The sequence below is a fragment of the Candidatus Pantoea floridensis genome, assembly GCF_900215435.1.
Taxonomy (GTDB): Bacteria; Pseudomonadota; Gammaproteobacteria; order Enterobacterales; family Enterobacteriaceae; genus Pantoea; species Pantoea floridensis.
In genome coordinates, this window is the sequence record NZ_OCMY01000001.1 from 2878489 (window position 1) to 2903680 (window position 25192).

At 36.7% G+C, this 25192-nt stretch carries 23 protein-coding genes; 15 read left to right on the forward strand and 8 right to left on the reverse strand.

Features of this window, described 5'->3' with window-relative positions:
- The first annotated feature begins 277 nt into the window (after nt 1-277).
- The 10 genes from CRO19_RS13415 to CRO19_RS13460 all read left to right on the forward strand — a co-directional run bounded on the left by CRO19_RS13415 (nt 278) and on the right by CRO19_RS13460 (nt 10432).
- Complete coding sequence (locus CRO19_RS13415) at nt 278-1480, forward strand: tyrosine-type recombinase/integrase (RefSeq protein WP_097096273.1); 1203 nt, start codon at nt 278-280, stop codon at nt 1478-1480.
- The gene (locus tag CRO19_RS13420; protein ID WP_097096274.1) at nt 1480-3012 is read left to right on the forward strand and encodes a site-specific integrase; all 1533 of its coding nucleotides are present in this window, start codon (nt 1480-1482) and stop codon (nt 3010-3012) included. The genes CRO19_RS13415 and CRO19_RS13420 overlap by 1 nt, the downstream gene beginning before the upstream one ends.
- The gene (locus CRO19_RS13425; RefSeq protein ID WP_097096275.1) at nt 3005-4834 is read left to right on the forward strand and encodes a hypothetical protein; all 1830 of its coding nucleotides are present in this window, start codon (nt 3005-3007) and stop codon (nt 4832-4834) included. The genes CRO19_RS13420 and CRO19_RS13425 overlap by 8 nt, the downstream gene beginning before the upstream one ends.
- Nucleotides 4815-5228: a hypothetical protein gene (locus CRO19_RS13430; RefSeq protein ID WP_097096276.1), complete on the forward strand. Its 414-nt coding sequence runs from the start codon at nt 4815-4817 to the stop codon at nt 5226-5228. Before CRO19_RS13425 ends, CRO19_RS13430 begins: the two co-directional genes overlap by 20 nt.
- A gap of 135 nt (nt 5229-5363) precedes the next feature.
- Nucleotides 5364-6605: a hypothetical protein gene (locus tag CRO19_RS13435; protein ID WP_097096277.1), complete on the forward strand. Its 1242-nt coding sequence runs from the start codon at nt 5364-5366 to the stop codon at nt 6603-6605.
- Between the two features lie 75 nt (nt 6606-6680).
- A complete protein-coding gene (locus CRO19_RS13440; RefSeq protein ID WP_320204483.1) occupies nt 6681-7094 on the forward strand; it encodes a hypothetical protein in 414 nt (137 codons plus the stop codon).
- Nucleotides 7095-7591: 497 nt separating this feature from the next.
- Nucleotides 7592-7684 (forward strand): pantocin A family RiPP, encoded by a 93-nt coding sequence (locus tag CRO19_RS13445; RefSeq protein ID WP_012770338.1) that lies wholly within the window; start codon nt 7592-7594, stop codon nt 7682-7684.
- 56 nt (nt 7685-7740) lie between these two features.
- A complete protein-coding gene (locus CRO19_RS13450; RefSeq protein ID WP_097096278.1) occupies nt 7741-8859 on the forward strand; it encodes a ThiF family adenylyltransferase in 1119 nt (372 codons plus the stop codon).
- The gene (locus CRO19_RS13455) at nt 8860-9537 is read left to right on the forward strand and encodes a 2OG-Fe(II) oxygenase family protein (protein ID WP_097096279.1); all 678 of its coding nucleotides are present in this window, start codon (nt 8860-8862) and stop codon (nt 9535-9537) included.
- A 4-nt stretch (nt 9538-9541) separates the two neighbouring features.
- On the forward strand, nt 9542-10432 hold the full coding sequence (locus CRO19_RS13460) for a DMT family transporter (RefSeq protein ID WP_320204484.1): 891 nt from the start codon (nt 9542-9544) through the stop codon (nt 10430-10432).
- 619 nt (nt 10433-11051) lie between these two features.
- Here CRO19_RS13460 and CRO19_RS13465 read toward each other — a convergent pair.
- The 7 genes from CRO19_RS13465 to CRO19_RS13495 all read right to left on the reverse strand — a co-directional run bounded on the left by CRO19_RS13465 (nt 11052) and on the right by CRO19_RS13495 (nt 18714).
- Complete coding sequence (locus CRO19_RS13465) at nt 11052-13040, reverse strand: hypothetical protein (protein WP_141400242.1); 1989 nt, start codon at nt 13038-13040, stop codon at nt 11052-11054.
- A gap of 68 nt (nt 13041-13108) precedes the next feature.
- Nucleotides 13109-14011, reverse strand: coding sequence for an SIR2 family protein (locus tag CRO19_RS13470; protein WP_176519153.1), 903 nt, complete (start codon nt 14009-14011; stop codon nt 13109-13111).
- Between the two features lie 176 nt (nt 14012-14187).
- Entirely contained in the window at nt 14188-14835 is a 648-nt protein-coding gene (locus CRO19_RS13475) for an EcsC family protein (RefSeq protein ID WP_097096283.1), read from the reverse strand.
- Nucleotides 14836-14971: 136 nt separating this feature from the next.
- Nucleotides 14972-15553 (reverse strand): DUF4755 domain-containing protein, encoded by a 582-nt coding sequence (locus CRO19_RS13480; protein ID WP_097096284.1) that lies wholly within the window; start codon nt 15551-15553, stop codon nt 14972-14974.
- 306 nt (nt 15554-15859) lie between these two features.
- On the reverse strand, nt 15860-16984 hold the full coding sequence (locus tag CRO19_RS13485) for a relaxase/mobilization nuclease domain-containing protein (protein WP_097097658.1): 1125 nt from the start codon (nt 16982-16984) through the stop codon (nt 15860-15862).
- Nucleotides 16985-16994: 10 nt separating this feature from the next.
- Nucleotides 16995-17387: a hypothetical protein gene (locus CRO19_RS13490; RefSeq protein WP_097096285.1), complete on the reverse strand. Its 393-nt coding sequence runs from the start codon at nt 17385-17387 to the stop codon at nt 16995-16997.
- Nucleotides 17388-17793: 406 nt separating this feature from the next.
- Complete coding sequence (locus tag CRO19_RS13495; RefSeq protein WP_097096286.1) at nt 17794-18714, reverse strand: hypothetical protein; 921 nt, start codon at nt 18712-18714, stop codon at nt 17794-17796.
- A 572-nt stretch (nt 18715-19286) separates the two neighbouring features.
- On the opposite strand from CRO19_RS13495, the gene hxsD reads away from it, so the two are divergent.
- From hxsD to CRO19_RS13520, 5 genes are read left to right on the forward strand one after another with little or no spacing between them, the layout of a single operon-like run.
- Nucleotides 19287-19562 carry a His-Xaa-Ser system protein HxsD gene (gene hxsD / locus CRO19_RS13500; protein WP_097096287.1) on the forward strand — a complete coding sequence of 92 codons (276 nt, stop codon included), beginning with the start codon at nt 19287-19289 and terminating at the stop codon, nt 19560-19562.
- Nucleotides 19559-20953, forward strand: a complete 1395-nt coding sequence (hxsB, locus tag CRO19_RS13505; RefSeq protein ID WP_097096288.1) for a His-Xaa-Ser system radical SAM maturase HxsB — start codon at nt 19559-19561, stop codon at nt 20951-20953. The genes hxsD and hxsB overlap by 4 nt, the downstream gene beginning before the upstream one ends.
- Entirely contained in the window at nt 20946-22058 is a 1113-nt protein-coding gene (hxsC, locus tag CRO19_RS13510) for a His-Xaa-Ser system radical SAM maturase HxsC (RefSeq protein ID WP_097096289.1), read from the forward strand. Before hxsB ends, hxsC begins: the two co-directional genes overlap by 8 nt.
- Nucleotides 22055-22690 (forward strand): His-Xaa-Ser repeat protein HxsA, encoded by a 636-nt coding sequence (gene hxsA / locus CRO19_RS13515; RefSeq protein ID WP_097096290.1) that lies wholly within the window; start codon nt 22055-22057, stop codon nt 22688-22690. The genes hxsC and hxsA overlap by 4 nt, the downstream gene beginning before the upstream one ends.
- A 19-nt stretch (nt 22691-22709) precedes the next feature.
- A complete protein-coding gene (locus CRO19_RS13520) occupies nt 22710-24317 on the forward strand; it encodes a TIGR04141 family sporadically distributed protein (protein ID WP_097096291.1) in 1608 nt (535 codons plus the stop codon).
- Here CRO19_RS13520 and CRO19_RS13525 read toward each other — a convergent pair.
- Nucleotides 24314-25186: a plasmid partitioning protein RepB C-terminal domain-containing protein gene (locus tag CRO19_RS13525; RefSeq protein WP_097096292.1), complete on the reverse strand. Its 873-nt coding sequence runs from the start codon at nt 25184-25186 to the stop codon at nt 24314-24316. The two genes, CRO19_RS13520 and CRO19_RS13525, sit on opposite strands and share 4 nt — an antisense overlap.
- Nucleotides 25187-25192: the final 6 nt, after the last annotated feature.

Below are 25192 nucleotides of genomic sequence, written 5' to 3' on the forward strand. Positions count from 1 at the left end.
TACTTTACTGGAATTATTTAAAAGTGAGAGATACCAAGGGATAAAGTAGTGAATAGTTAGTATCAGGTAAATAGAATAAACCTTCTATCTACCTTATATATAAATGTAAAAATAATTTTAGATCCACTTGATATTACTGGATTTATTAAGTAAAAGACAATAATTTATTTGCAAGATACTTATAGGTCATTTTCTATGTAGGTTATACATATACCTATTTTGCAAGATTTTTAATTAAGAATGGAACTAAAATAATGTAAATAAAATAAGGAGACATATGGATAGAATAGTAACTAATACAATAAAAATGGATACTGGAGAGAGATGTTGTTTGATCACTGATAAAGTTTCAAAAGTGCCGCTTTATTATCCGTGTTTGTATATATCAACTGAGTTAAGAAAGAAAAACGAATCAATTTCAACTATTGAGCTACATTCAGCGAGTATAGCTCTTTTTTATAGATTTCTGAATCTCAAGAACATAGACATAGAAGCAAGGATCAGAACAGCAGAGTTTCTTCATCTTCAAGAGATTGATGGACTAAAAGAATTTATAACTAAGAGAATGAAAAAAGAGAAGGTTGCAAATCTTGATAGCGGGTGCAGGGTTAATAGTAATACTCAGTACTTCAGATTAACAGCAATTATTAAATATCTTGAATGGTTATGTGACTTCTTCACAGTGAGTTATAAAAGAGATCACAAACTTATTGAAAAATTCATTGCGAAATTGAAAAGTCACAGACCTAAGATCAGATTCAAAAACCAAGATCCAGCAAAAGATAGAAACCTCAATCAAAATCAAATTAATATTTTGTTTGAGATTTTGAAAATAGGTTCAGAAATGAATCCATTTAATTCTGATGTTCAAAGGCGAAACAGACTAATGATACTGATTCTTTATAACTTGGGATTAAGGGCAGGAGAGTTACTAAACATCAAAATCGCAGATATTGATATAGGTTCTCAGACAATTTTTATCAACAGGAGAGCTGATGATCCTCATGACTCAAGGATTAAACAACCACTTGTTAAAACCCTAAGTAGGAAGTTATCAATATCTGATGACTTAAGTCAGGAAATTTCCAATTATATTAAAGTAGAAAGAAGAAAGCACAGAATGAAAAAAGATAATGGTTATCTTTTTATTTGTCATAAAAAGGGAAATACGTTTGGAGAACCATTATCTATTCAGGCATATCATAAAATAATTAATGCCTTAAGGATATCTTGCCCCGACCTTTCTAGAATGACAGGGCATAAATTAAGACACACCTGGAATTATGAATTTTCTTCAAAGATGGACCGTATGGAGAGTCCACCTAATCAATATGAGCAAGAACAAATGAGGTCTTTACTCATGGGCTGGAAAGAGGGTTCGGGGACTGCTTCTACTTATAACAGAAGATTCATCGAAAACAAGGCCGCAGAGTTAGCTCTGAATATGCAGAAAGATATGATCAATAGAGGAGGTGTTTAATGTTAAAAGTATATGTTAATGGTGAAGATAATGGGAGCGCTTATGAAGCTAAAACGAAAGGTTATTACTTTTTCCTAAATGATGAGGCATGGAGACTAAGCCGAAATGTGACGGTAAATATCAAAATGGTTAAGGATGTAATTGATAAAGAATTAATGGAAGGATATTTAAAGGTGCTTAAATATCTGGCTTGTGAATTAAGCCCTGCTTCAGTTAAAGTAATAAATAATAATTTCAGGAGGTTTATTGTAAGTGTAGAGCCAAAGCGAGTTGATGAGTTTTCCCTTGTGAGGTTTAGAGGATCTGATGGCAAGAACAATAATATTATGTCATCGGTAAGGATACTCATAAAAAAATGGTATGAATTGGGTTACTCTGGAATAGATGAAGATGCATATGATTTCTTGTGTAAATTGATAATCACTGACAACAAAAAAGGAGAAGTTGTAAGAAGAAGAGATAAAGTTAAAGGCCCACTTACTGATATAGAATTACAATCTTTTCTTGAAGCTTGCTATAGAGCATATGAAAAAGGAAACATAGATATTACTCAATTAGCGATGGCTTTGCTGACAAGCGCAACCGGAAGAAGGCCACTACAGATTTCACAGATGAAGGTATCTGATATAAGAAGGCTAAAAGTAAATGAGAATAGCTATTCATATGTCATTAGCATCCCAAGGATAAAGCAAGGCTTGGGATTCAGGGAAGCTTGCAGAAATTTTCAAGTGACAAAAGAATTATACGATTTACTCCGTAAGCAGTGCGATTTGAGCATCGAGCAAATTCGTAGCATACTTAAAAGAGAGCTAACTAACAAAGAGATTGAAAATACACCGCTATTTATATCAATGCAAAAGTTAGAAAGCTTCAAAATAAATAATGAATTGAGAGAGATATTTGTATCGGATAAAGCTCACGAATACTCTGTAAAGATAAATAAGACACTTGCTTTTATTGCTAAAACAGAAAATGTTATTTCGGAAAGAACTTATGAAAGATTAAATGTAAACCCTCGACGATTTCGTTATACGGTTGGCACAAGAGCTGCGAGAGAAGGTGCCAGCGAATTAGTTATTGCAGAACTATTAGATCACTCTACAACTCAATATACGGGGGTATACGTTGAATTTAATGCTGATCATGTTGCAAGAATTGATGATGCAGTGGGAAATCATATGAAAAAATATGCTGGTTTTTTCCAAGGTAAAATTCAGGGTGATGACTCAATAAAGAAAAATGAATTAGCAGTTAGGGATTTATCAGGGGATGTCACTGGAGCATGTGGTGGTTGTAAATCATGTCGGGCTAATGTTCCTGTCCCTTGTTATACCTGCCATCACTTTCGCCCATTTATTGATGCACCACATATAGAACTACGAGATCATTTATTAAAACAAAGAGAAAGAATTATGACTGATACTAATGATGAAACTATGAGTAAAACATTAGACAGAACAATAATGGCTGTAGAAGAAGTAGTGAAAAAATGTGAGACTTTAAAATTACAAAGGAGCAATAGGTATGAATGAAAGTGATATAATTAATTTTAGGAATAAAACAGAAATCTTAGCAGGGGAAAATCTTAACGAATTTATTCTAAATTGTAAAGAACAACTAAGTGGCAATCTACTTGATAACAAATGGGAGAGTAATCATTGGAAGAAAATATTTAAATTTTCTAAATTTAAGATGAAGAATGTCAAGTTGGATTCGTTCATTAAAGCTGAAGATCTTGATTCCTCTTACATTGAATTTTGCAAATCATATGTAGCTTATATTTTTTGCTCTAATCTTAAAGGATTTGATAAACTAACTTTTCCAATTGTGCTTAGGGTGATTGAAAAAAATTTATTAGTTTTTACTGGGTCTGGTGATATAAAATCACTAAACCAAGTCATTCTCGATGAGTGCTTGTCCGACATTAATAAAAACTACACTAAAGGAGTTGCATATAGTTGTGGTAAATTTATGGAGAGATTGGTTGCTTTCCTGAATGAGAAAGAATTCCTTAATTGTGGATTAATGAAGTGGAGTAGTTACATCAGACCACCTGAATCAAGGCTGTCGATTTCTGATAATGCAGACAATACCAGATTAGCGAAACTGCCTAATGAAAGAGCATTACGAGCAATTGGTGAAATCTTTTCAATGCAGGATTATGACCTTCACGAAAGAGACCTGTTTGTTACTTCAGTGTTTGCATTGCTGATGTGCGCACCCAGTCGTATATCTGAAATATTATCACTTAGAGCTGATTGTGAAATTGTTGAGAAGAACAGGGAAGGAAAGGAATGCTATGGCCTGAGATTCTATTCACTGAAAGGTTTTGGGGCAAACATTAAGTGGATACCTGAAATTATGGTTCCTACTGCCAAACTTGCAATTAAGAGATTGTTAAAGTTATCTGAAAATTCAAGAGCAAGAAGTAAGATGCTTGAGGAAGAAATAAAAAATGGGTCAGGTGGAACAATCTGGTTTGATAAAGAGAAAGATGTTCGCTTCAGTAATGCTCTATGTGCTCTCCTCAATAACCAGCTCAGTATGAAACGACGAACAGGTAATGATCTGTTTAAAATAACAAATGCTTTCTTCTCTAAAGAGTTAGGCTATTCAAAAATCAGTAAGCATAAGAATCTTTTCGAAAGGCATGGTTATCACGATGAGGATAATAAACCTTTCTTTCTTAGAACTCATCAAGCCAGACATCTACTTAACACTCTCGCCCAAAGAGGGGGCCTCGGAGAACTGGACATAGCAAAGTGGTCAGGCAGAGTGTCCATTACCCAGAACAGAGTTTACAACCACATCACTGAAGACGAAATGATTGAAAAAGTGAAAGCTCTGGGCATTAATCAAAATAATATAATTCCCTGCGATAGTGATGTGAATGGGAACTTTGAAATTTCAACTATTCATGAATTAAAAAATGAGTTAGAGCATGGTGCTGTTCATACTACTGAGTATGGATATTGTGTTCATGATTATACTTTTGCTCCCTGTAGCAAATACTTTGATTGTATCAACTGTAGTGAGCAGGTATGTGTCAAAGGGGAGAAGCAGAAACTTGAAAGGCTCAGGTCCTTACTTGATACGACTGAAGACCTCGTTGATAAGGCTAAAGAAGCTATCAGTGAAGAGGAACTTGGAGCTGACAAGTGGTATCAGCATCAAACGAAGACACTTGAAAGAGTGAAGGGGATTATTGCATTGATGGAATATCCCGAACTACCTGATGGTTCGCTTGTAAGAACGCATGGGGACGATTTTTCACACTTTTCTCGTATTTTAGAAATGAAGAAGGATAACAAGATAACTAACAAGGAGAGTAATAATGGCCAAACACCTTACTAATAAAGATCTACAAATAATTATAAATTCTATAGCAGGATGGCAGACCTTAAGGCAGGGGAAGTTTACCTGGGAAAACCTTTGTGACTCTGTTACCGAGCTTTTGGGTAAGAGACCAACGAGACAGTCTCTAAGTCAGCATACAGCTATAGTCAGGGCTTTTGAGCTTCAAAAGAAGAACATAAAATCTGGAGCATCTGAAGTCAAAAGACCTGCAAACCTCAGCATAGCTTCACAGCAGATAAAAAATTTGCAGTTGAAAAATGAATCGCTCAAAGAAGAAGTCAGAGTTTTAAAACAGCAATTTGTGATATGGCAATATAATGCTCACAAACATGGAATTAAAGAACATCAACTCAATGAACCCTTAATTTCAGTTGATAGAGAAAGGAGTTAAGATTAGGTTTAATTTATGTAAGTAATTGAATTTTAACGATTAATATTGCACTTTAAAGTTAAGTAACTTTTATTGATCACCGTGTTGTCATTTCGTTACTATGTTGTTAAAGGCAACTTAACGAGGGCATGAGTTTTGACGGTAGCGAAGGATAGTTCAACTGATGATATTGTGCATGGTAATGACCTTAGGGGTATGGATGATTTTTATGTTCGAACAACTGAATTTTTATGCCCCTATCTGAAGTGCAGAATAAAAGCGACACCTTGCAGTTACAGATCCGAGAATGTTAATCAATCATATTTCAAATATACTGGCGAGCACAAGTCAGGTTGTGGCATACATGATGCAAAAAATCGCAACCGAAACAACTCTAATGATGAAAAAACACATAACTCTCCTCCAGCTCCATTCATTTCAATTCTTCGTCTGGAAAATGATGAAAGAATTCACAGAGAAAAAAACGATAATAGGACCAGAAAAGTAAACGATGAAGAAGTTGTTGTAAGAGAACATCCTGTTTCGTCTTCAAGTATTAAACCAATAGTTGATTACTATCTTTCAGGAGTCAACAATAACGAGTTCCTTTCAATACCGCCCTATGAAAAAAGGACTTATAATGAGACATTTCAGAAGTTAAAATATAAACCAGATGTTAAGTATTTTAAACCCGCAATATATTTTGGTGCACTACAATCTAATCTTACTTTAGATCCTAATGCAGATGAGTATGAGATTGTTTTTCTTGCTCGCAAAAAAGGAACAAAAGAAGCCTTTAAGCTTAAAGTTGATGCATCAAACTGGAACTCAAGCCAGAAAGATGTTTTCTTTAAAGAGTATGAAAAGCAAAGAGAGAAAGCTGAGAGGTACAGGAAGTCCCTTTTTGATAAAAAAACAAAGTCCTATAAAAAAGCTAATAAGTTTCTAACTGTTTTCTTTTTTGGTTTTCCTGATGATAAAGAACCACTGTTGCTACATACAAATCATTTCAAATTGGTTTATGTTTCTTTTATCGATGATGTTAAAGATACTTTCAATACGAGTAATGAAATTTCGATAGTTTCACAAACTAACTTATACGAACTGACTGCGAATGAGACAAATATATCGGATTTTGAAGCTAATGATGTTAGCTATGTTGACTCAGACTATCTAAATTCAGCATCGTTCCTGCCTGAGCCTGAGCCTGAGCCTGAGCCTGAGCCTGAGCCTGAGCCTGAGCCTGAGCCTGAGCCTGAGCCTGAGCCTGAGCCTGAGCCTGAGCCTGAGCCTGAGCCTGAGCCTGAGCCTGAGCCTGAGCCTGAGGCAGAAGAACCAAAATCGCGCGGAGGTTTTTTAAATGGTTTGAAAGCAATTATTGAAAAGTTTCGAAGATAGTTTAGCTATTGATTTTTAGTTCATATGCGTTATAAGTAACATGTCAAGGATGACAACTTAGCAAGGATGCTTATTATGGATAAATTACAAAAATATTTGCCTGATCAAAGGTTTTTGATTCTTCTTAATCGATTTATCATACGATACGATGAGTCACAATGTAATAAAAATAAAGTTGTTAAAGATGCCTATCTTTTCTGTGTGGGTTACTTCTTTAAATATCAGCAAGATTACGAAAATCCTTATCTAAAAGGGCCCAGCAATATTATTGCTATTTTGAGTTCGGCTTTACTTAGTCCAAACTTCTATGCAATACCTTCGAACATTAGTCTTGATCGTGTTTTATATTTTTATAAATTCATTATTGAATACATAATATGGAATGAGTATGAAGTTGAGGCTGTATTCAGAACTCAGAAGCTAATTTTTAGAAAAGAGATTCCCTATGAAATTAAAGACCCAACTTCTTGTAAGAAAAAGAGGTTGTAATAACTTTTCATTAGTTAATCCCAGGTTAATAACTTCTTCAGTAATGGCTTTTCGACTTTCTCAAAGGGCAGTCATACAGGCCATTTTTTTAAGCATTTACAGCTCCTCACTCACTTGTCCTGCTTCCTGCTTCCTGCTTCCTGCTTCCTGCTTCCTGCTGAACCCTGAACCCTGAACCCTGAACCGTGCTGTCATAAGTTTACCAACTAAGTAAGAATTCTAACTATTTCTTAGGGTTACTAATGAGTGCTTTTCAAGTTGCACTTTTTAAGTGCATGTTAACAAAATGCTGATAAAAACATTATTGGCATGATCTAAGTTCAGAATTTTCTTGTAAATATAGGGGGTTGTTCTTTTAAGATTTCAAATTAACAAAGAGTATGGCTTTTTACCGCTAGGGTTATTGACGAGGAAATCATTAATGTTGTTTATTGGAGTGGTATCGATACACAAACACAACTTTACAAACCTAACTGAACAAGCAAGAGGGTATCACTATGATCAAGTTCTCTACTCTGTCTCAGCGCATTTCTGCTATCACTGAAGAAAATGCTATGTATACCAAAGGTCAGGTTATCGTCCTTAGCTGATAACGTATGACAAAGGCCGCATCTCGTATGCGGCCTTACTTTTTTTGGAGCACACCATGTCACTAACGAATATTAAACCCCTCATTAAAGAATCTCATCACATCATTCTCGCAGATGATGGAGATATTTGTATTGGAGAAATCCCAGGAGTATCTCAGGTCATCAATGATCCTCCTTCCTGGGTAAGACCAGCTCTTGCCAAAATGGATGGTAAAAGGACAGTTCCCCGGATTTTTAAAGAACTGGTCAGTGAGGGTGTCCAGATTGAAAGTGAACATCTGGATGGACTGGTTGCGGGCCTGGCGGAAAGGAAGCTCCTTCAGGACAACTCCTTCTTCTCAAAAGTGCTGTCTGGTGAGGAAGTAGAAAGGTACAACAGGCAAATTCTTCAGTTCTCCCTGATAGATGCTGATAACCAACATCCTTTCGTGTATCAGGAACGGCTAAAGCAAAGTAAGGTAGCCATCTTCGGGATGGGAGGATGGGGCACATGGTGTGCACTTCAACTGGCTATGTCAGGTATAGGCACCTTAAGACTCATTGATGGGGATGATGTCGAGTTGTCAAACATCAACCGGCAGGTGTTGTATCGCACAGATGATGTAGGCAAGAACAAAGTTGATGCGGCCAAAGATACGATCCTTGCCTATAACGAAAACGTGAATGTGGAGACATTCTTTGAGTTCGCTTCTCCCGACAGAACAAGACTTGAAGAACTCATTGGTGACAGCACCTTCATCATCCTTGCCTGGGCAGCACTGGGTTACTATCGTAAGGACACTGCTGAAGAAATCATCCATAGCATAGCTAAAGACAAAGCCATCCCTGTTATTGAGCTGGGTGGTGATCCTTTAGAGATCTCCGTTGGTCCCATCTACCTCAATGATGGTGTTCATAGTGGATTCGATGAAGTTAAGAATTCTGTTAAGGATAAATATTACGACAGCAATTCAAACATTAGAAAGTTTCAGGAAGCCCGCCTTAAGCACTCGTTCATAGATGGTGACAGGAAGGTAAATGCCTGGCAAAGTGCTCCCTCATTATCAATCATGGCTGGTATTGTTACGGATCAGGTTGTCAAAACTATAACTGGCTACGACAAACCACACCTTGTGGGTAAAAAATTCATTCTTTCATTGCAAGATTTCAAGTCTCGCGAAGAAGAGATTTTTTAAATGAGCATTGATAGTATTGCCTTTAACGACAAAGGTTATCTTACCAAAAACATACAATCTCAATTCGCTTCAAAAATTTATGAGATTATGGAGTCGTCACAGGATTCATCAGAGGAGTCCTGGACTTACATATACAAAAATTCCTTAGAACAAAAAGATCTCTCATTCTTGACTCCGGCAGATGAGATTGAAAAGAGTTTCAATTCTTGTTTTGCAGATTTTTGCGATAATAAATTCAGTTTCTTCTTCAGAAGAATCTCCAATGAAGTGAAAGATAATGTTGCTTCATGTGAAGCTTCAACAATTGCTTATAACTTTTGTAACTCCGATGAGTTTAAAGATCTGATTACTTGCTTAACCGGAAGGAAGATAGGGAATACCGACCTTTTCTATATCAATCGTTTCGATAAAGGCCATTTTCTCAACACCCATACGGATTCAGGTAACAATGTCGGGGTGGCCTTGAATATTACTCAAAATTGGGACCCGAACTTTGGTGGTTTAACACATATACTTGATCAGGATAGAAAGAAGGTAGTTGATACATTGACCCCAGGTTTTGCTGAGTTGTTTCTTTTTGATACATCAGAGAAACAGGTTCCTCATTTCGTATCGATGGTTACAGCTAATCAGAAAAGCAGGCGAATGTCTGTTATAGCAAGGTATGGGAAGGCATAGATTAATGACTAAAAGTTCTTTTTGGCTTACGATGTTAATGGCTTCAATATGGGGCACTTCATTTCCTGTTTCAAAAATTGCGATCAATGTGATAGGGCCTTATGCATTCCGAATGGCGGGTTCTCTTGTATCATGTAGTATTATTTTTTTGATATTCAACAAAAGTATCCGTGAAAGCCTTAAAACCCTTAACTATGATGAATTTTTAAGAATCGCAATAATTGCGGTGCCAAATGTTTTCCTGGTTCCAACGCTCAATAGCATCGCACTTCACTTCACCTCTGTTACGAATGCGACAATCCTTGTTTACACAATGCCTTGCTTTACCTCGATTATCCTGATGGGCTTAGCAAGAAAGCTGAACTTACTCTCCCTGTTCTCACTCCTTCTTTGTATCTCGGGGATCTTGTTGATACTTAAAGAAGTGCATGTTGGGTTGGGTGAGGTTGTAATTCTGTGTAGTGCCATTTTCTGGGCTATGGGAGCTGTCGTTTCTCAAAAGATAGTGACTGTCACTCCATTTAAGGCGAGATTATTCTGGCAGATATTGGTTTCAACTATTCTGGTTTCCATTACTTATCCTTTCTTTCAATCAGGTCCATTATTACAACCTATTGTCACTGCTTTCACTAATACTGAGTGTCTTCTTTGTGTTCTCTATCTCGGTATTGTAGGTAATGCACTGGTATATTTCATCTGGTTTTATCTCATTCAGAACGAGAGTGCAGAATTCGCAAGCTATGCGACTCTGCTATCACCCGTTATAACAGTAATTATTGCTTCAACATTTCTCGATGAACAACCTACAAGCAAGCAAGTAATTGGTTTTAGCCTGATTTTAGTTAGTGCTCTTTTGGTGAATGTTATAAGGCCATATTTTTTTAAAAAATCTTAGCATTATATTTTTTATGATTATTTCATTTTAGCATGGTTATAAAAACGTGCTAAATTTAATGCATTCTAAAATGTTATTAGGAGAGGTGAAGTAATTTAATAAACGGGGTTGTCACTGAAAGGCAAGACCTTGACAGCATTTAACTTTCATTTGGCAAGCTCATGCTAAATGCGAAAGTTTCGCCAATTAAAATAAATAAAGATTTTTTATCATGTATTTTTCATCTTATTTATATTTCTAACCCTAACTATTTTGTTTAATTGTATCGATTTTTTAATTTATTTTTTTATGCGGAGTTTTTTATATATTGCATTAAGCTTTTTATAAGAGGTTTGTTCTTACTAACATGCAAAAAGATAGGTTTTTTTAGTTTTTACGACATTGTTGCTTTGATAATTAGGGTTAAAATTAATCGAAGTATTTTTCAATATTCGCAATCATCGTCAAGGCTAAGGTATATTTCAAACATATTCTTAAGCAGGTGGTGGGGTATTTATCTAATATAATGGTATGTTAAATCTAACTTGATTCAGGCGATAACATAATCATTAACATAAAATGATGTTTGTCTGTGGAGTGAATTATGCTAGCTAAATCACTCCATAAATTCTTATTTTACTTAGTTAAGTAGTGAAATAAATCGTTCACTATATTCTTCTTCAGACTCCGTGTCATTATTAAGTATCCATATTGTTTGTCCTTTATAATAAATCATGAAAATAATATCTAAGTTCTTGCGGTATTCAGCTATTTTCCATAACAAAATATGGCAACGTTTAAATAAATGGTCAAATCTTTGATTAAAAAGATAGTTGTAAACATTTCTCAATTTAGCAATATCTTCATCCTGAATGTTTTCAAGCATATTATTTTCTTCGAACGTTTCATACTTAACGAGAAGTGCACGGCATTGATTATATGAGCTTGTTTCATAATGCAAAACTTCATCAAGAGATGATATTCTATCCTGTGGTTTTCTTTCCTTGTTCAAGTCAAGAGAAATGTTATTTGCAAGAGTGTGGAAGTTGAGTTTTCTGGATTTTCTAACTAATGAAGTTAGCGATTTAATACGTTCTTGTTTTGGCTTATTTAAGGACAAAACGCTATCAGATACAATATGTGCTATTGAGCTTGTTCTGAATTCTTTCTTTCTCCTTTTTGCTAATTCAATAGCTTTGCCTTCATCTGTTTTCTCTAAAAGATAAAGTTCCTGAACGTAACATTCAGATAAGGTAGGTTTGTCATCTGAAGGACATGTATTAAGACATTTTTCTAAGTATGTTTTAGCATCTTTATACTTGCCAAGAATACGAAATGATGATGCTATAAATAAATAGTATTTGTAATAATGTGGAGGCGGAGTATCACCATAAGCCTCAAGCAGTTCAAGGCTAGAAGATATTACTTCATTATAGACGCAGGCGTTCTTTAAAGCATATACATATCTTAATGATAAAGTTGATAGTCGTGATAAATGACGAAGATGGCGCTCATACTCTTCAGGTGTGTCAACGAATTTATCTAAATTATGCTTACATTCGAATATATTTCGAACAAGTAAATAACATCCATTGTCTCCTTCTGTGCTATAACCCTGCTCAAGAACTCTTCTGTTTGTAGAGTTTATTTTTAAGCCATCTTTAGTTTCAACAATAGTTATATTTAAAAACTCACTCGAAATAGCATTAATTTCTTCTATTTGCATTCCCGAAATAATATAGTCTTTTACAATAGGATTGATTTTTGCTATGTGAGTGTTATTGTCTATCATGATGGTTTTTGCTATACCCATATCAACAATTTTTTTGATGTTATCTAAGTCTATATCTCTGCCAATTTTGCTTTTTGTAATATTTTTTAATGACTCCCCATTTTTTAAAATTGAGAGTATTTTTATTAGAGTGAAACTTAAAGTATCACTTGTGGATGTTTTTAAAGTTTCTATCTGTTTTAAAGTTTTTTCAGATATGGTTTCAAAATAGCTAACGCCAACAAAAAGTGATTTTTTTTCAATTACGTCCTGTGCAGATGCATCATCCAAGTAGTATATAATACGGTCAAGTTTCTTTACAATACCTTCTGATAATGTATGAAAAGAGTGAAGTTCTTCATGAGAGAAAGTTCTTTCTTCAAAGCGGTTTTTAAGTATTAATGATACTTCATTGTAGGAAAGACTATCGAGCTTGACTGAAATGTCTCTAAATGCCCTGATAAATACATCAGAGGAGAAAACTATTATTGAATTTGGGTTGGTAGATGATATCTGATTTGTTAAGGATCGTAGATAGGATACTGCATCTTCGTCGAGATCATTCGAGCAGTTTTTAAAATGTAAAATTATTTTCTCATCGTGATGACTTATATAATGAAAAATTATCTGCGAAATATCTGCTCCAGCATCTGTTTTTATCTTGGATTCAAGCTGTTTTTTAGATATAACTTCAGAGAGATCAATCTGAATTAGCGCAGAGTCATCAAAATCCATTGCATCTGCTATTGAGTATAAGAAATCAGATAAGCCATAACCAAGACCTGACTCAATAAAAACATTTTGCTTTTCAGTTAGAAAAGTCAGAGCCTTATTTTTTTCATTTTGTCGAGTATACAAATAATGAGTTCTTCTATCGAAATGAGAAAAGTTAAAGCTCTGTGAGATGTTAGCTGCTGCTTTAGATACTACTTTTTTTTTTGAACTTCTACTAAGTTCTCATCTTTAAAAAATACTGAACAGTCGATACCTTTGAAAAACTGAATTCTTCCTTGTGCGATTGCGGGTGATAGCCGATCAAACCATTTTTCAAAGCTATCTTCTATCGTTTCAATTGAAGTTGGATAAAAACACCATGCAATTTTATAATCAGCATTTGGAAAATTTACTATATTGCTTAATGTACGTGTAAAGCTATCCTCCCATCCTCCATAAGCCATTATGACAACTGAAGTATTTAAAAATAACTCGTGTAGAGAACCTTCCAGTTTTTCTCTTTTGACATTTAACTGGCTATGCGAGTGCATAGTATCATTTTTGCTCCAGACACCATGAATATGGAATATATTTAATTCATCGTTGTGTCCTTCTGACAGGTGCGAATCTGAAACCATGCTGAAGCAATTAGTCTTAATGTTTTTTTCTTCAAAAGATTCTTCAATTAAAGTGTCAAAGTTTGTAGTAACGATGTTTGCTACTCTATATTCTCCGTTTGCTATTGAAGATGTAAACTCATCGATAGCAGTAGGTATCCTGTGTTTATTTGTGCTGAGATCAATGTTGTCAGTAACAATTTTTTTTATAATATCATTTATACCATTCTGACCTTGAATTGATGAAATAAATTCAAAGAGAGATTTGTACTCATCATTAAGACTGTTTTCTAATAGAAATTCTTCGTACTCGAAGGTTCTGTTTCTTTTCGAAATTACGTCTTTGATTAGAGCCGATGTTTCTTGAACATCACATATACCAACGCCTTCTTTTTTTCTTGAAATAGCAGAACCCAGAACAAAAGTTATGGGTTTTTCTTCATCTCTAAGTCTGACTTTTAACGCATTTTGATTGTGATAAATTCTTTTTTTTGTCACGATTACAATCCTTTATATTAGGTGTTTTTTAGGTTGTTATGATTAATAAAAAAGATTAAATGTTGCAAATCTTTTTTTAAAGTATTTTTAAAGATTATTTTTCCAACAATTATTCTTTTTTTTGAAAGATTAGAAGGCTTTTCGTTCGTGTATCAGACGCTCTAAACTGTTAATCTTTAATTCTTTAGCAATGCACTGCTATCAATGAAGGTTTTACGTGCTACATTTCCAACAATATTAGTTGAAATTCCATCGAAAGTACCGCCTATGATTCCACCGACTACGGGTATCATCTTGCCTAAGTTTATGGCTCCTTTTTCCCCAAATTTCGTTAGTAATCTAAAACCCACCTGCTTATTGATAGCAAAAATAGTTTCCTTTGAAATACTTTTGATCAACTGAGTAGACATTTTGGAACCGATGATGATGCCTGTACTTTTTAGTATGTCTTTAGCGGCATTTCCAGCAAGGCAGCTATAGACAATGGTTTTTACACGATCATCTTTTACATCATATCCGCCCATGATAGCGATGGCTGTAATCATACGGATTTGGACGTAAATGACTGTAGCTATACTGGCAGGGATTGCAACCGGGAGGGTGATGACTCCACCAACACCTGAGATGAATCCAGCAGTGGCTGATTTGGTATTTTGCCAACGAATTAATGATTTTACTTTTTCTGCTAAACTGTCGTTACTTTTAAGATAGCTTTCGGCCATTTCATAGGCTGAATCTGTTCCTGGTAAGCTTCCATCCAGAGCCTTATCGTAAGCCCAATTGAGAGCCTGCATGATTTTACCTTCGTTTAATGCTTCAGACATTTTATTTCCCTATTAAAATTTGATGAAACATATAACTTATCGGGATCGTTAAGATAATCTTTAGGGTGGTGAGCCAAAAAAAAACCAATCATAAGATTGGTTTTTATAATCTATTGATAAGTAATCATTTTTAAATTTATCGATTGATGATTTTATCGAAGATGTGCATCCACCGCTTAAGTTGCAGTTCCGTATCACGGATACCTTCCTGTGAGTTGAAGTCACCTTTTTGAGGAAAGAACATTACCCGCCATTCTGGATACTGAACATCGTCTACTGCGATGTAAAACCCTGATTCTCTGAAGTCATGGGTGCGGTCGAGTTCTCTATCCAAGCCTGTTCTTTGTCTTGTGGTAGACAAGTTGTATCTCCACTCCTTGACCGCAGAGAAGGGATAGGTCTTATGTTTATTCTCTTCCCTGAGATGAATCAGTCCTCTGTGCTGGTCGAGCTTCATTGAAGTAGGGCCAAATTCATGGCTCCACATCCCGTCCTGCTCGCCAAAATGGTCCCTGGTGCTGGCATTCCACTTTTTGATGCGGAATTTTTTATAAGCAAACATCAAAAGCATGATGCTTGCGAAAACCCAAATAATAGCGAGTTGCACTAATCCTCTCATACCCAAGAAGTAGAAGATGACAATTGGCAGAGCGATGGCAATCCATACTCGTTTCATCATTAGGAAATTAGGCTGCTTAACTTCAGTCATTGTTGTCATAAGACCATCCGGTATCGTTTCGTTGTATTCAGATCGCACTGATCCTTCAGTTTATTTTGCTGATAAATCAGTGAGCTATATCGCTTCGTTTGAAGTTACATTACGGCCAGTAATGAGTGTCTAGCAAATCATTTGTACCGATCGATCAGATCTTTTTGATAGTTATAAACTATCATGATATAAAAATTGATCTGTAAAAACGATCGATCGGTTTTTCCTATCAATATGATTATTAATAAGGATATAAAGCGTATTTGACTTAATGTTTAGTTTTAAGCTACTGATAACTAGAAGGTTTAAGAGGCATCAAATAGAAAATCTTTTTTTCCCGGTGGTGCTTTCTTTGATGATTGCGAGTGATTTTTTATCGCCAGTGTTTTGGGTGGGAGTAACGATGTGGAAAGGTTTCATCTTGATTGACGGCTTAAGAATACTCAGACCCGTTGCTTTCAAGGCTTGGATAATCTGTTTCAGGTATGGGACCCATAGTAGCCAGCGAACCTGTTTAGTATTCGTCTCCTCAATATGTGGAATAGCAGGGGAGTGGAACACAGGCTCGTCTTCTATGTCCGTCACTCTTTCCACTGCTACTAACTCCTCTTCAGGCAACTCTGTATCAGCTATCTTCTGAGGCTCGACAGCAGCGGTGAGGATAACCCTCTTACTCAGGCTCGACCATGAGTAGGCTTTACCTAACTGAGATGCTTTGAAGGCGATTCCTGCATACTCAAATGAGAAGCCATTCATTTTACCCGTAGAAGCAATGCTCGCTTTGGCTGTTATCTTTAGCTTGCTGAGTTCATAAACAAAATCTTCAATGGTGATGGTGCCATAGAAACTGAGCACCGCCTCAATTGCTTCCTGGATGATTTTTTTTGGTGCTTTGTTGCCTGTCCTTGCTTCCATCATTTCTTCATTCCTGCCAGTTTTCCTGACTTTGGGTGTTGAAGGAAGAGATAGACCTTTAGTTCGAGTAAGATTATGGTCTCGCTCAAGTTCCTGAATGATACGAGTGCTCTTAAGGTTCTCGTTCCTACCCAAGTAAAACAGGCCATCTGCTAAAACGTTTATGCGAGAAGCAATTATATGTATGTGCTGGCCGGCCTCATCATCGTGTAGGACATAACAACGAAGATGAGTGTCACAGAAGCCCATTCGCTTCATGTAGTCGTCAGCAACAAGCTTCCACTGCTCATTACTGATTGATTCTCCTATAGGAAGGCGAAGGGAGTTGTGCCAGACAGGTTTCTGCACATCTGGGCGGAGCTTATGTGTTCGCATGAACTCAACAGTCAGCTCAACGACAGATAAGCCAATCATGTTACCGCCGATTATCATGGGATCTGTCTTGTGATGAGGTGCTGGGGCAAGTACATATGAGACGACACCTTTGAAGCTCTTACCCCTGCGGATTTTCTGCATTCCTTTCACGAGCAGAGCATCACTTATCGAGTGAGAGCAGGGCATTTCTCACATGAGACAGCTTTAGCTTGAGAGTATCTACCTCATTACTCAAAGGCTGAGCATCAGTTCCGCGACGAATGAGATATGAACCGAGGTCATTCAATTTTTGCAGAGAAGCCGTCAGTTGATGCCAGGCTTCTTTGTTTACCTCTGGAACTGAGGGAGGCAATTGTTTGAGAGCTGAAGATCTCAGCCAACAGCTCCTGCTTAGCTGTCCTCTGGACTGGTTTACTTGACTCAGCTCAACTTCATTTAATCTTACAGTTACTGAGTAACTGCGACGACGATTGGGTGGTAGCTTCTTTGCGATAGGAACATTGGTAAACGAAGAAGGAAACTCATCATCGAAAATAATATTTAATTTTTCCATATCAACTCCTTTTGATATTTAGGCTTAATAGCAAACCCATATGCTATATATAATAAATACCATAAAGAACAATGGTGTCAATGGTTTGGCATTTGATTGCGGGGTGGCTTTGATCTTTCTTTTTCAACCGAAGGGCGGAAAAAGCAAGGCAACTGAGCATCGCTCAGTTAGCCCTTGCTTTTTCACAATATTATTCTCTTCAAATCTTGACAAAATTATTTATTATTATATTGATATTAGATGCCATTTAATTAATTCGGAGGTTTAATGATAATTTTTACATTGATAGTGGTCCTTATAAATATAATTGTTACTTTTTTTTCGCCTGAATATATACGTGGCATGGTAATGATGGACATAACAGCTGTTATAATAATAGTTGCTTATATGTGTTCAAGGGTTATGCCTAACGATGAATAACCACATAAATGAAAGGAGATGCTGATAGCAAAATCGCAATGGTTACAAGTGAAACAATAATTGATTTTTTTGAAGGGGGGACGTATAGAATCGACAGAATATTGTTTACTTTTCCGTATTTATTCGAATGTGAGGTAATGGACTCGCCACTTATACTCTTGTTTTTTTTATTAGATAGAGATACGGATATTTTTTCATGTAAAACCATACCATCTTTTGAATGCTCAATTGCATAATCAAAGGATAAATTATCGAGTTCGTTTTTTGGGAAAGAATCTAGTGCAATGATGGGTGTTACAGGGTTACCTTCCAACATGATGGGAGAAATTACTGTTTTTTTTTCTAATAAGCCAGCAGTAGTTTGATCAATAATTTTAATTGGTATATTCCTTTGGTTATCTTCATTCTTTATATCTTTTTTCTTTCGTGATTCTGCGTCTTCTTTTGTCCATTCAGTGATGAACTCACTAAACGTGATAATGGTTTTGCCAATAGTGCAAATTAATATAGATATCTTTGAGTAAAATAATAGAGGATCGACCAATACTTCGGTTATATTTTTGGTTTTATCATAAAGGGAAGTGTCGAATAAAAAAAGATATAAGGCATATGCAGATGTAGAAAATAAAACACAATCATTTAGAGATTTTATAGATTTTCCTCGATAAAGAAATAAAGCTGTTATAAATAGTCCACCCGAAAATGCAGGGAGAATGCTTATGTAATCTGGTAAATTTTTGAAGCTTTCAGATAAAGAAATGAATTTAGGATTCTTGATCATCATTTCACCAAATAACCAACCACCTGATAGTATTAAAAACAGTAAAATCAAGTCGTATGGTAATCTTGGTTTAATTTCGTTTTTAGAGGGTTCGATAGATGTGGCAGTATTTTTTTCTTTACTCATGCTATTTTTCTCTCGACAAGATTGTAATCTAATACGCAATCATTAATTAACTTAATGTAATAAATCGATTAAATCAACATGTTTATTAAAAATTAGCAAAAAAACTAAGAGTAATATTATTTCTTTGAAATTAAAGGTTTTTTTATTTTTCTGGTTGATTTTCAGTTGGATAAGACGTTATCTCTTTCTATTTTTAAGGTTGAAAAGTGATTGTAAAATGAACTTCTAACACTGCTTACGATTATTCACTCAGAAGTTACATTAATTAGTAGGTTGCCTAGCAAAAATAAAACTTAATAAAAAAAACCAATAAAAACAACTGGTTGTATTTTTCTCGGTTGAGCTTCACATCCTGAAAAAAATTAAATCATGTAAAAATAATGCACAGTAATTTATAAAAAATATTTACATTTTAATTTTAATGGTTAAGATAAATTAAGAAATATCCTACTAAAAAATAAAAGTTAACATAAATCAATCGGTTATTATCTTATTTCTAAGCTTGCTGTGTGGTTTTTTCACTATAGCGAAAGAAAATTCTGTATTTTGCATTTTACTTTATTGGTGATGATGTGATTGAAAAAAATATAGATAAAACAGTGCATTCTGAGTGGGTGGTGAGGAGTAGTCTCTATTGGATGAGCACTGTCACCCGCTGGAAGCTGGATGAAGACAATGAGTACTGGCTCGTCTCGTTCGATGACTGGAATGACGGGGTTGAGTTCGAGTTTGAGCGACTTCTGAATGATTACAAACTTAGAGAGAAGCTTCAGGCACAAACCGGCCAAGTCAGGTCTTCTATCATCGATAATGTTCTGAGGAGTATTGATTCGAGACTCTCTCAATGAACACTATGCCATTCAACTTTGACCGCCTGAGCAATGGCAAAGTCTTCATCAGCAACCTTGCTGGCTTTCACAGCTTCGTTAATAACGAAGAACTGAGCTTACTTGCCGATAACAGCTTTCCTCCAGAGCAAACCACCTCCCGACTACTTGAAAGCCGATTGTTCATTGCTGACGATGCAACTCAGGCAGTTTCAAAAGCTTCTCTGAGTTCAGCCTTTGCCAAACGACTGATGAATGAACTGGCCGTCCGTCCAATCTTCATGATAGTGCCGACTCTCAGGTGCGATCACACTTGCAAGTATTGCCAGGTCAGCAGAGCATCGGTCACCGCTGATGGTTACGATCTGAATCCAAAACTGATACCACAAATCGTAAGCACCATTAAGAAGCTGGGCATCCCACCTTACAAGATTGAAGTGCAGGGCGGAGAACCGCTTCTCAGGTTCGATCTCGTCCAGTCAATTTATGATGAGTGTGTGAGTTCGTTAGGTAGTGATGCTTTCGAAATGGTTATTGCTACCAGTCTCTCAATACTGGATGAAGGCATTCTCTCATGGGTGAAAGAACGGAATATCACCTTCTCCGCTTCTCTTGATGGTAATGAAGCTGTCCACAATAAAAACCGTATCCTTACCGATTATCAGGCTCACAACAAAGCCGTCACGGGCATTAGAAAAATCACAGAAGAGCTGGGAGCAAACCGGGTAGCTACGGTAACCACAGTTACTAAGGAGCTGACAAAAGAGCCAGCTTCCATAGTGGATGCTCATCTGTCTCTTGGCATCACTGACATGTTTATCCGGCCTGTAAGTCCCTACGGGTTTGCTCAGAAGCAGAGCTTTGCTTTTTCAATGCCTGAATATTTTGAGTTTTATAAAAAGTTAATGCAGGAAGTGTTGCTTCAGAACCAGAAGGGCATACCTGTCGTTGAGCATTCGGCTTCAATCCATCTAAAGCGGATTTTCAATCCGGGTTTCAGTGGTTATGCAGATCTGAAATCACCAAGCGGAGTAGTGCTGAACTGCATCCTGTTCAACTATGACGGTAAGGTCTACGGTAGTGACGAAAGCCGTATGCTCCAGAAAGTAAATCCCGAAGCAGATTTCAGTGCCGGAGAGTTTGCCTCACTCTCATTCAGTAGCAACGAATACTACCGTTCCGCTCTCTCATCATCATTCAACTTCGCCATGCCAGGTTGTGACACCTGCGCTTATCAGCCTTTCTGTGGAGCAGATCCTTGCCAGAACATCAGTGTTCATGGGGAGCCTGTTGGAGATAAGAGTCGATCAACCTTCTGCCAGTATCACAAGGGGATGTTCCGCTTCCTCCTGAATGAAATCTCTCAGGATGGACCAATGGCTGAGATGCTCAAAAGGTGGGCTTATGTCTGAGGTGCTGAGAAACGATATTTTCCGGTTTTCATCAGATTTACCCGTTCAGCAAGGCTTCTATTGCCTGTGTAAAACCAAGCCCGAGAATCCTCAATTCTATCTGCCAAATTTGCTTGTCACTTCAACACAACTCGATTCCAGACTGCCTGCATATTTTGCAGACTCGATTGTGAGCCAGGAACTTTTCGATTCCATTGAAAATGGTGACATTGGGATTGTGAACAACGGAAACATGCTCCGGGTGATACTGTCCCGTAGAGCAAACCACAACACTGTCCTTGTCACTGAAAGGTGCAACAACAGTTGCCTGTTTTGTTCTCAGCCTCCTAAAGCTGGAAACGATGACTGGCTTCTTAACAAGTCAGCTCTGGCTATAGCTTCCTTTTCTCTGAATGGAGTAGTGGGAGTGAGCGGGGGAGAGCCTTTGCTCTATGGCGAAGACTTCCTGCATTTTCTGGACTTCATAATCGAAAATTCCCCTGACACAGCACTGCATGTTCTTACCAACGGACGGAAATTTGCGGATGTCAGCTTTACCCAGCAGATGAAAGAAAGAAGCGAGAAGATCAAAATCACGTTTGGGATACCGCTTTATTCCTCAAGAGCATCAGTGCACGACTACCTTGTCGGAAGCGAGGGAGCATTTGATGAAACAGTCAGGGGAATGATCAATGCCGGTAACTCAGGGATCAACATAGAACTGAGAGTCATCCCTACTCAGGCGAACTTCAAAGAGCTTGATGACATAGTAGAGTTTGCTGGTCGTGTGTTCTCGAACATTAACCAGATCTCCCTGATGGGACTTGAGTCGATTGGATGGGCCCGTAAAAACTGGTCATCAATCTTTATAGAGCACGACAACTACAGCGAACAAATCCTTTCGGCTGTAGACACTGCACACAGGTCAGGTATCCCTCTTACCATCTTCAATTATCCACTGTGTCACCTTCCTGAAAGGGCATGGGATTTTGCTACACAGTCCATCTCAGACTGGAAAAATTACTATCCCAAAGAATGTGATGAATGCACTCAGAAGTCTTCCTGTGCTGGTTATTTCAGTTCGTCAAAAGGCCGTTTTCATCAACCTCCGAGACCAATAATATGAAAAAGTTTAATTTCGCGGCTCTGCTTCCTGGATTTTTGGCTCTTAATAACTCTGTATGGGCAAGTGATTCATCTACTGGTGCCAGTGATTTACCTGGCATGACCCTGAACGAACATGATTTGGTGATAGCCCCGCTCAACACCGAAGTGCCGTTCTACATTGCAGGACACAGAAGTCACAGTTCTCACCGTAGCCACAGCTCACACCGTTCCTCATCAGGCGGTGGTTACTATGGCGGAAGCACTCCTTACTATCCCAAAACATACAGCTCGCCAAGCACTTCAGACTCATCCAGTTCAGGAACTCGTTCGTCGTCCTCCTCCTCCTCAGTCCGTTCGCTTCGTTCTAATGACACGGATAGCTCAACTACAACAAGCTCAGCAGGAACCACAGGTGCCAACCGTGCAAGTAGTGGGCTGACTGCTGATACAGAAAAACGTAAGCGGTTAATCATGAGAGTGCAGTTCGCCTTGCTCGATAAAGGTTTTTACAACGGTAATATTGACGGGAGCATGGGGCCAGCCACAAGGACAGCAATTAAGAATTATAGGGTTGCGAATGGATTGCCTACTCCAGTAAGAGAAACATTAGACACTCAGCTATTGAACTCCTTAAATATACTGGCCCGATAAGACATTGGGAGTAAATATAATGAAGATAAAACTTTCAATTTATAAAACAAAAAAAATTACTGATGACATTGATCAGGTTTTGAATTTGGAAAAAGTCCAAAAACCTATTGAATTTGAAATGGATGATGCAAGAGCATACCTCTTTGCAAAGCAAATTTCTGACCCAGTGCTACCTGAATGGACTACTTTATTTACAAGCCAAAAGGCAGACATAAAGCCCGATTTTTTTGGTATGAATAGTAGCACTGGAGCAGTACTGGTGGTTGAGGTTGATAACTCAAGGTATCTTATTCCGTTTGGAACTGGTCATCACTTAATTAATGATAGTTGCATTGTCAAAGGTTTTGGACTGAAAACAACCCTTAAATGTATTGAACATAAAAAAATCCGTAGCCTGGATAAAGGTAGTCATAACGAAACCAATCTTTTAACCCGTAGTCAAAGTAGTAAAGAAGTCGATATATATAATCTTAAAATAGATTCTGAGATGGATATTCTCACGACCCTCACGGGCACTTCCACTGAAGATGTTTTAGGAAATAAAATAACTGGAAAAGATGCTTTTGTAATTATGCCTGATATTGAATTGAAAGCTATTCCCGAATTGTTATCTAAAATAAATTCTATTTATCTTTTACCACTTCCTGAAGAATTCGAGTGGGTTAATAATATTAAAGAAGCCGACGAAGAAGAAATTGAAATATTGGATCTCATTTTAATTGAGAAAATAAAATCAAGAGAATTTGATGATGTATGGATTGGAGAGCCTGAAATAGTTGACTGGGAAAATCAAATAGGTTATTGCTTCGAGAAGAGACAACGATTTGTACATGAAAACTTGTCAGTAGAACAAGTTTGTGATTTTTTCGACAGTAAAAATACAGAGATAACTATTGACGATCTTAAAAAAAATTGCCTGCATGTTTTGAATGCCGATTTTGAATCCATAAAAAAATGGTCCCTATATAGATGCTTTTATGCTGAGATAAAAGAGGGCGACCAGAACTATATTTTAAGAGACTCGATATGGTATGTTGCCGATAGAAAATTCGTAACAACCATTGATGATGAGATGAAAAAGATTCTACATTATGAGGAGTCTGATAAGTTTCCGGTATACTCTTATAAAAGAGAAGAAGATTACAATAAAAATGTTTGTCTTGGTGACACATCATTTACACACATGGATCAAAAATTTATTCATCATGGTGGAGGAAAAAGTAAAATTGAATTTTGCGACCTTATAAAAGATGCATCAGATTTTATTCATGTGAAATATTATAGTGGTTCACAAAGTATGAGCCACCTTTTCTCACAAGGATTTGTCGGTTCTGAACTTTTTATAAGCGATTCAGAGTTCCGTGGGAAACTTAATGAGAAGCTTCCTGACCATATAAAATTAGCTGATCATGTAAAGCGACCTGATGCCAAAAATTATAAACTAGTTTTCGCCATAGCTACGAACAAAAAACTGCCTGAAGATTTGCCTTTGTTTTCAAAAATCAATTTAAAAAACTTTCACAAGAGTATTAGAAATTTTGGTTACGAAGTCAGGATCTGCAAAATAGATGTAGATCCTAATATTTACAAAAGGAAATTATGTAAGCCACAAAAAAACAAGCTTTAAGTTAGTTTGTTAATGTCGGAGATTTCTGTCAGCTCATTCAAGTAATCGCTTTTATTTCTCAGAAGCCAATGAAAAACTTTTGGGTTCTCAAGCAGTTTCTTAATATGAGATATGATAATCGTGAGCTTTAAACTATTCGAGCCGTAGGTTTCTTTGATTTTTTGAGTGTCAAAATGAACTTGAGCCATTTCTTTCTCAAGTCGTTCTATCGCTTTCCTGTTCGCAAGTTTTGAGTCTGATTTCTTTTTTGGGAGCTGTATAAGGTATTCAGGAGAGGAACTGTGATATAGCGATTCTGAAAATAGGGTTGAATAATTTTCAAACTTTACCATCAGGTTCGCACATTCTATCTGTCTTAAAGGAACCATTTTTTTTAATGTTCTAAAAGTATTAACTGGGATATCTTTATCGTTAAACAAATCTATCACTTCCGGGCAGATCCCCTTTAAAACTGACAGGTTAGATTTCAGAGACTCAATACTTATATTTAATGCGGTGCAAAGCATTTCAACAGGAACTCCTACTCTTACTGCTTCTTTTAGCATTCGTTGAATCTGTATAATTGTTATCCGGTTGACTTTTTTATTTGGTGTGTAAGTATCGTATGTGGTCGAAATAAGACAGTTAACTTTATCTTCGCCTAAGTCTTTAAGGGCCTCAACCCTAAGGTGACCATCGAGAATCTTCACAGAGTTGTCTGTTTGATCAATGAAGACAAGTATTGGTTCTACTAAGCCGATGGCTAATATAGTGCTTTTTATTTGTGTGAATTTCTTACTTATTTGAAAATTTACAGGTAGCTTTTTTGTGTAAGTTAGGTCGGTAAGTTTGAAACTAACTGATTTATCATTGAAACAGTATTTTATCATGTTACA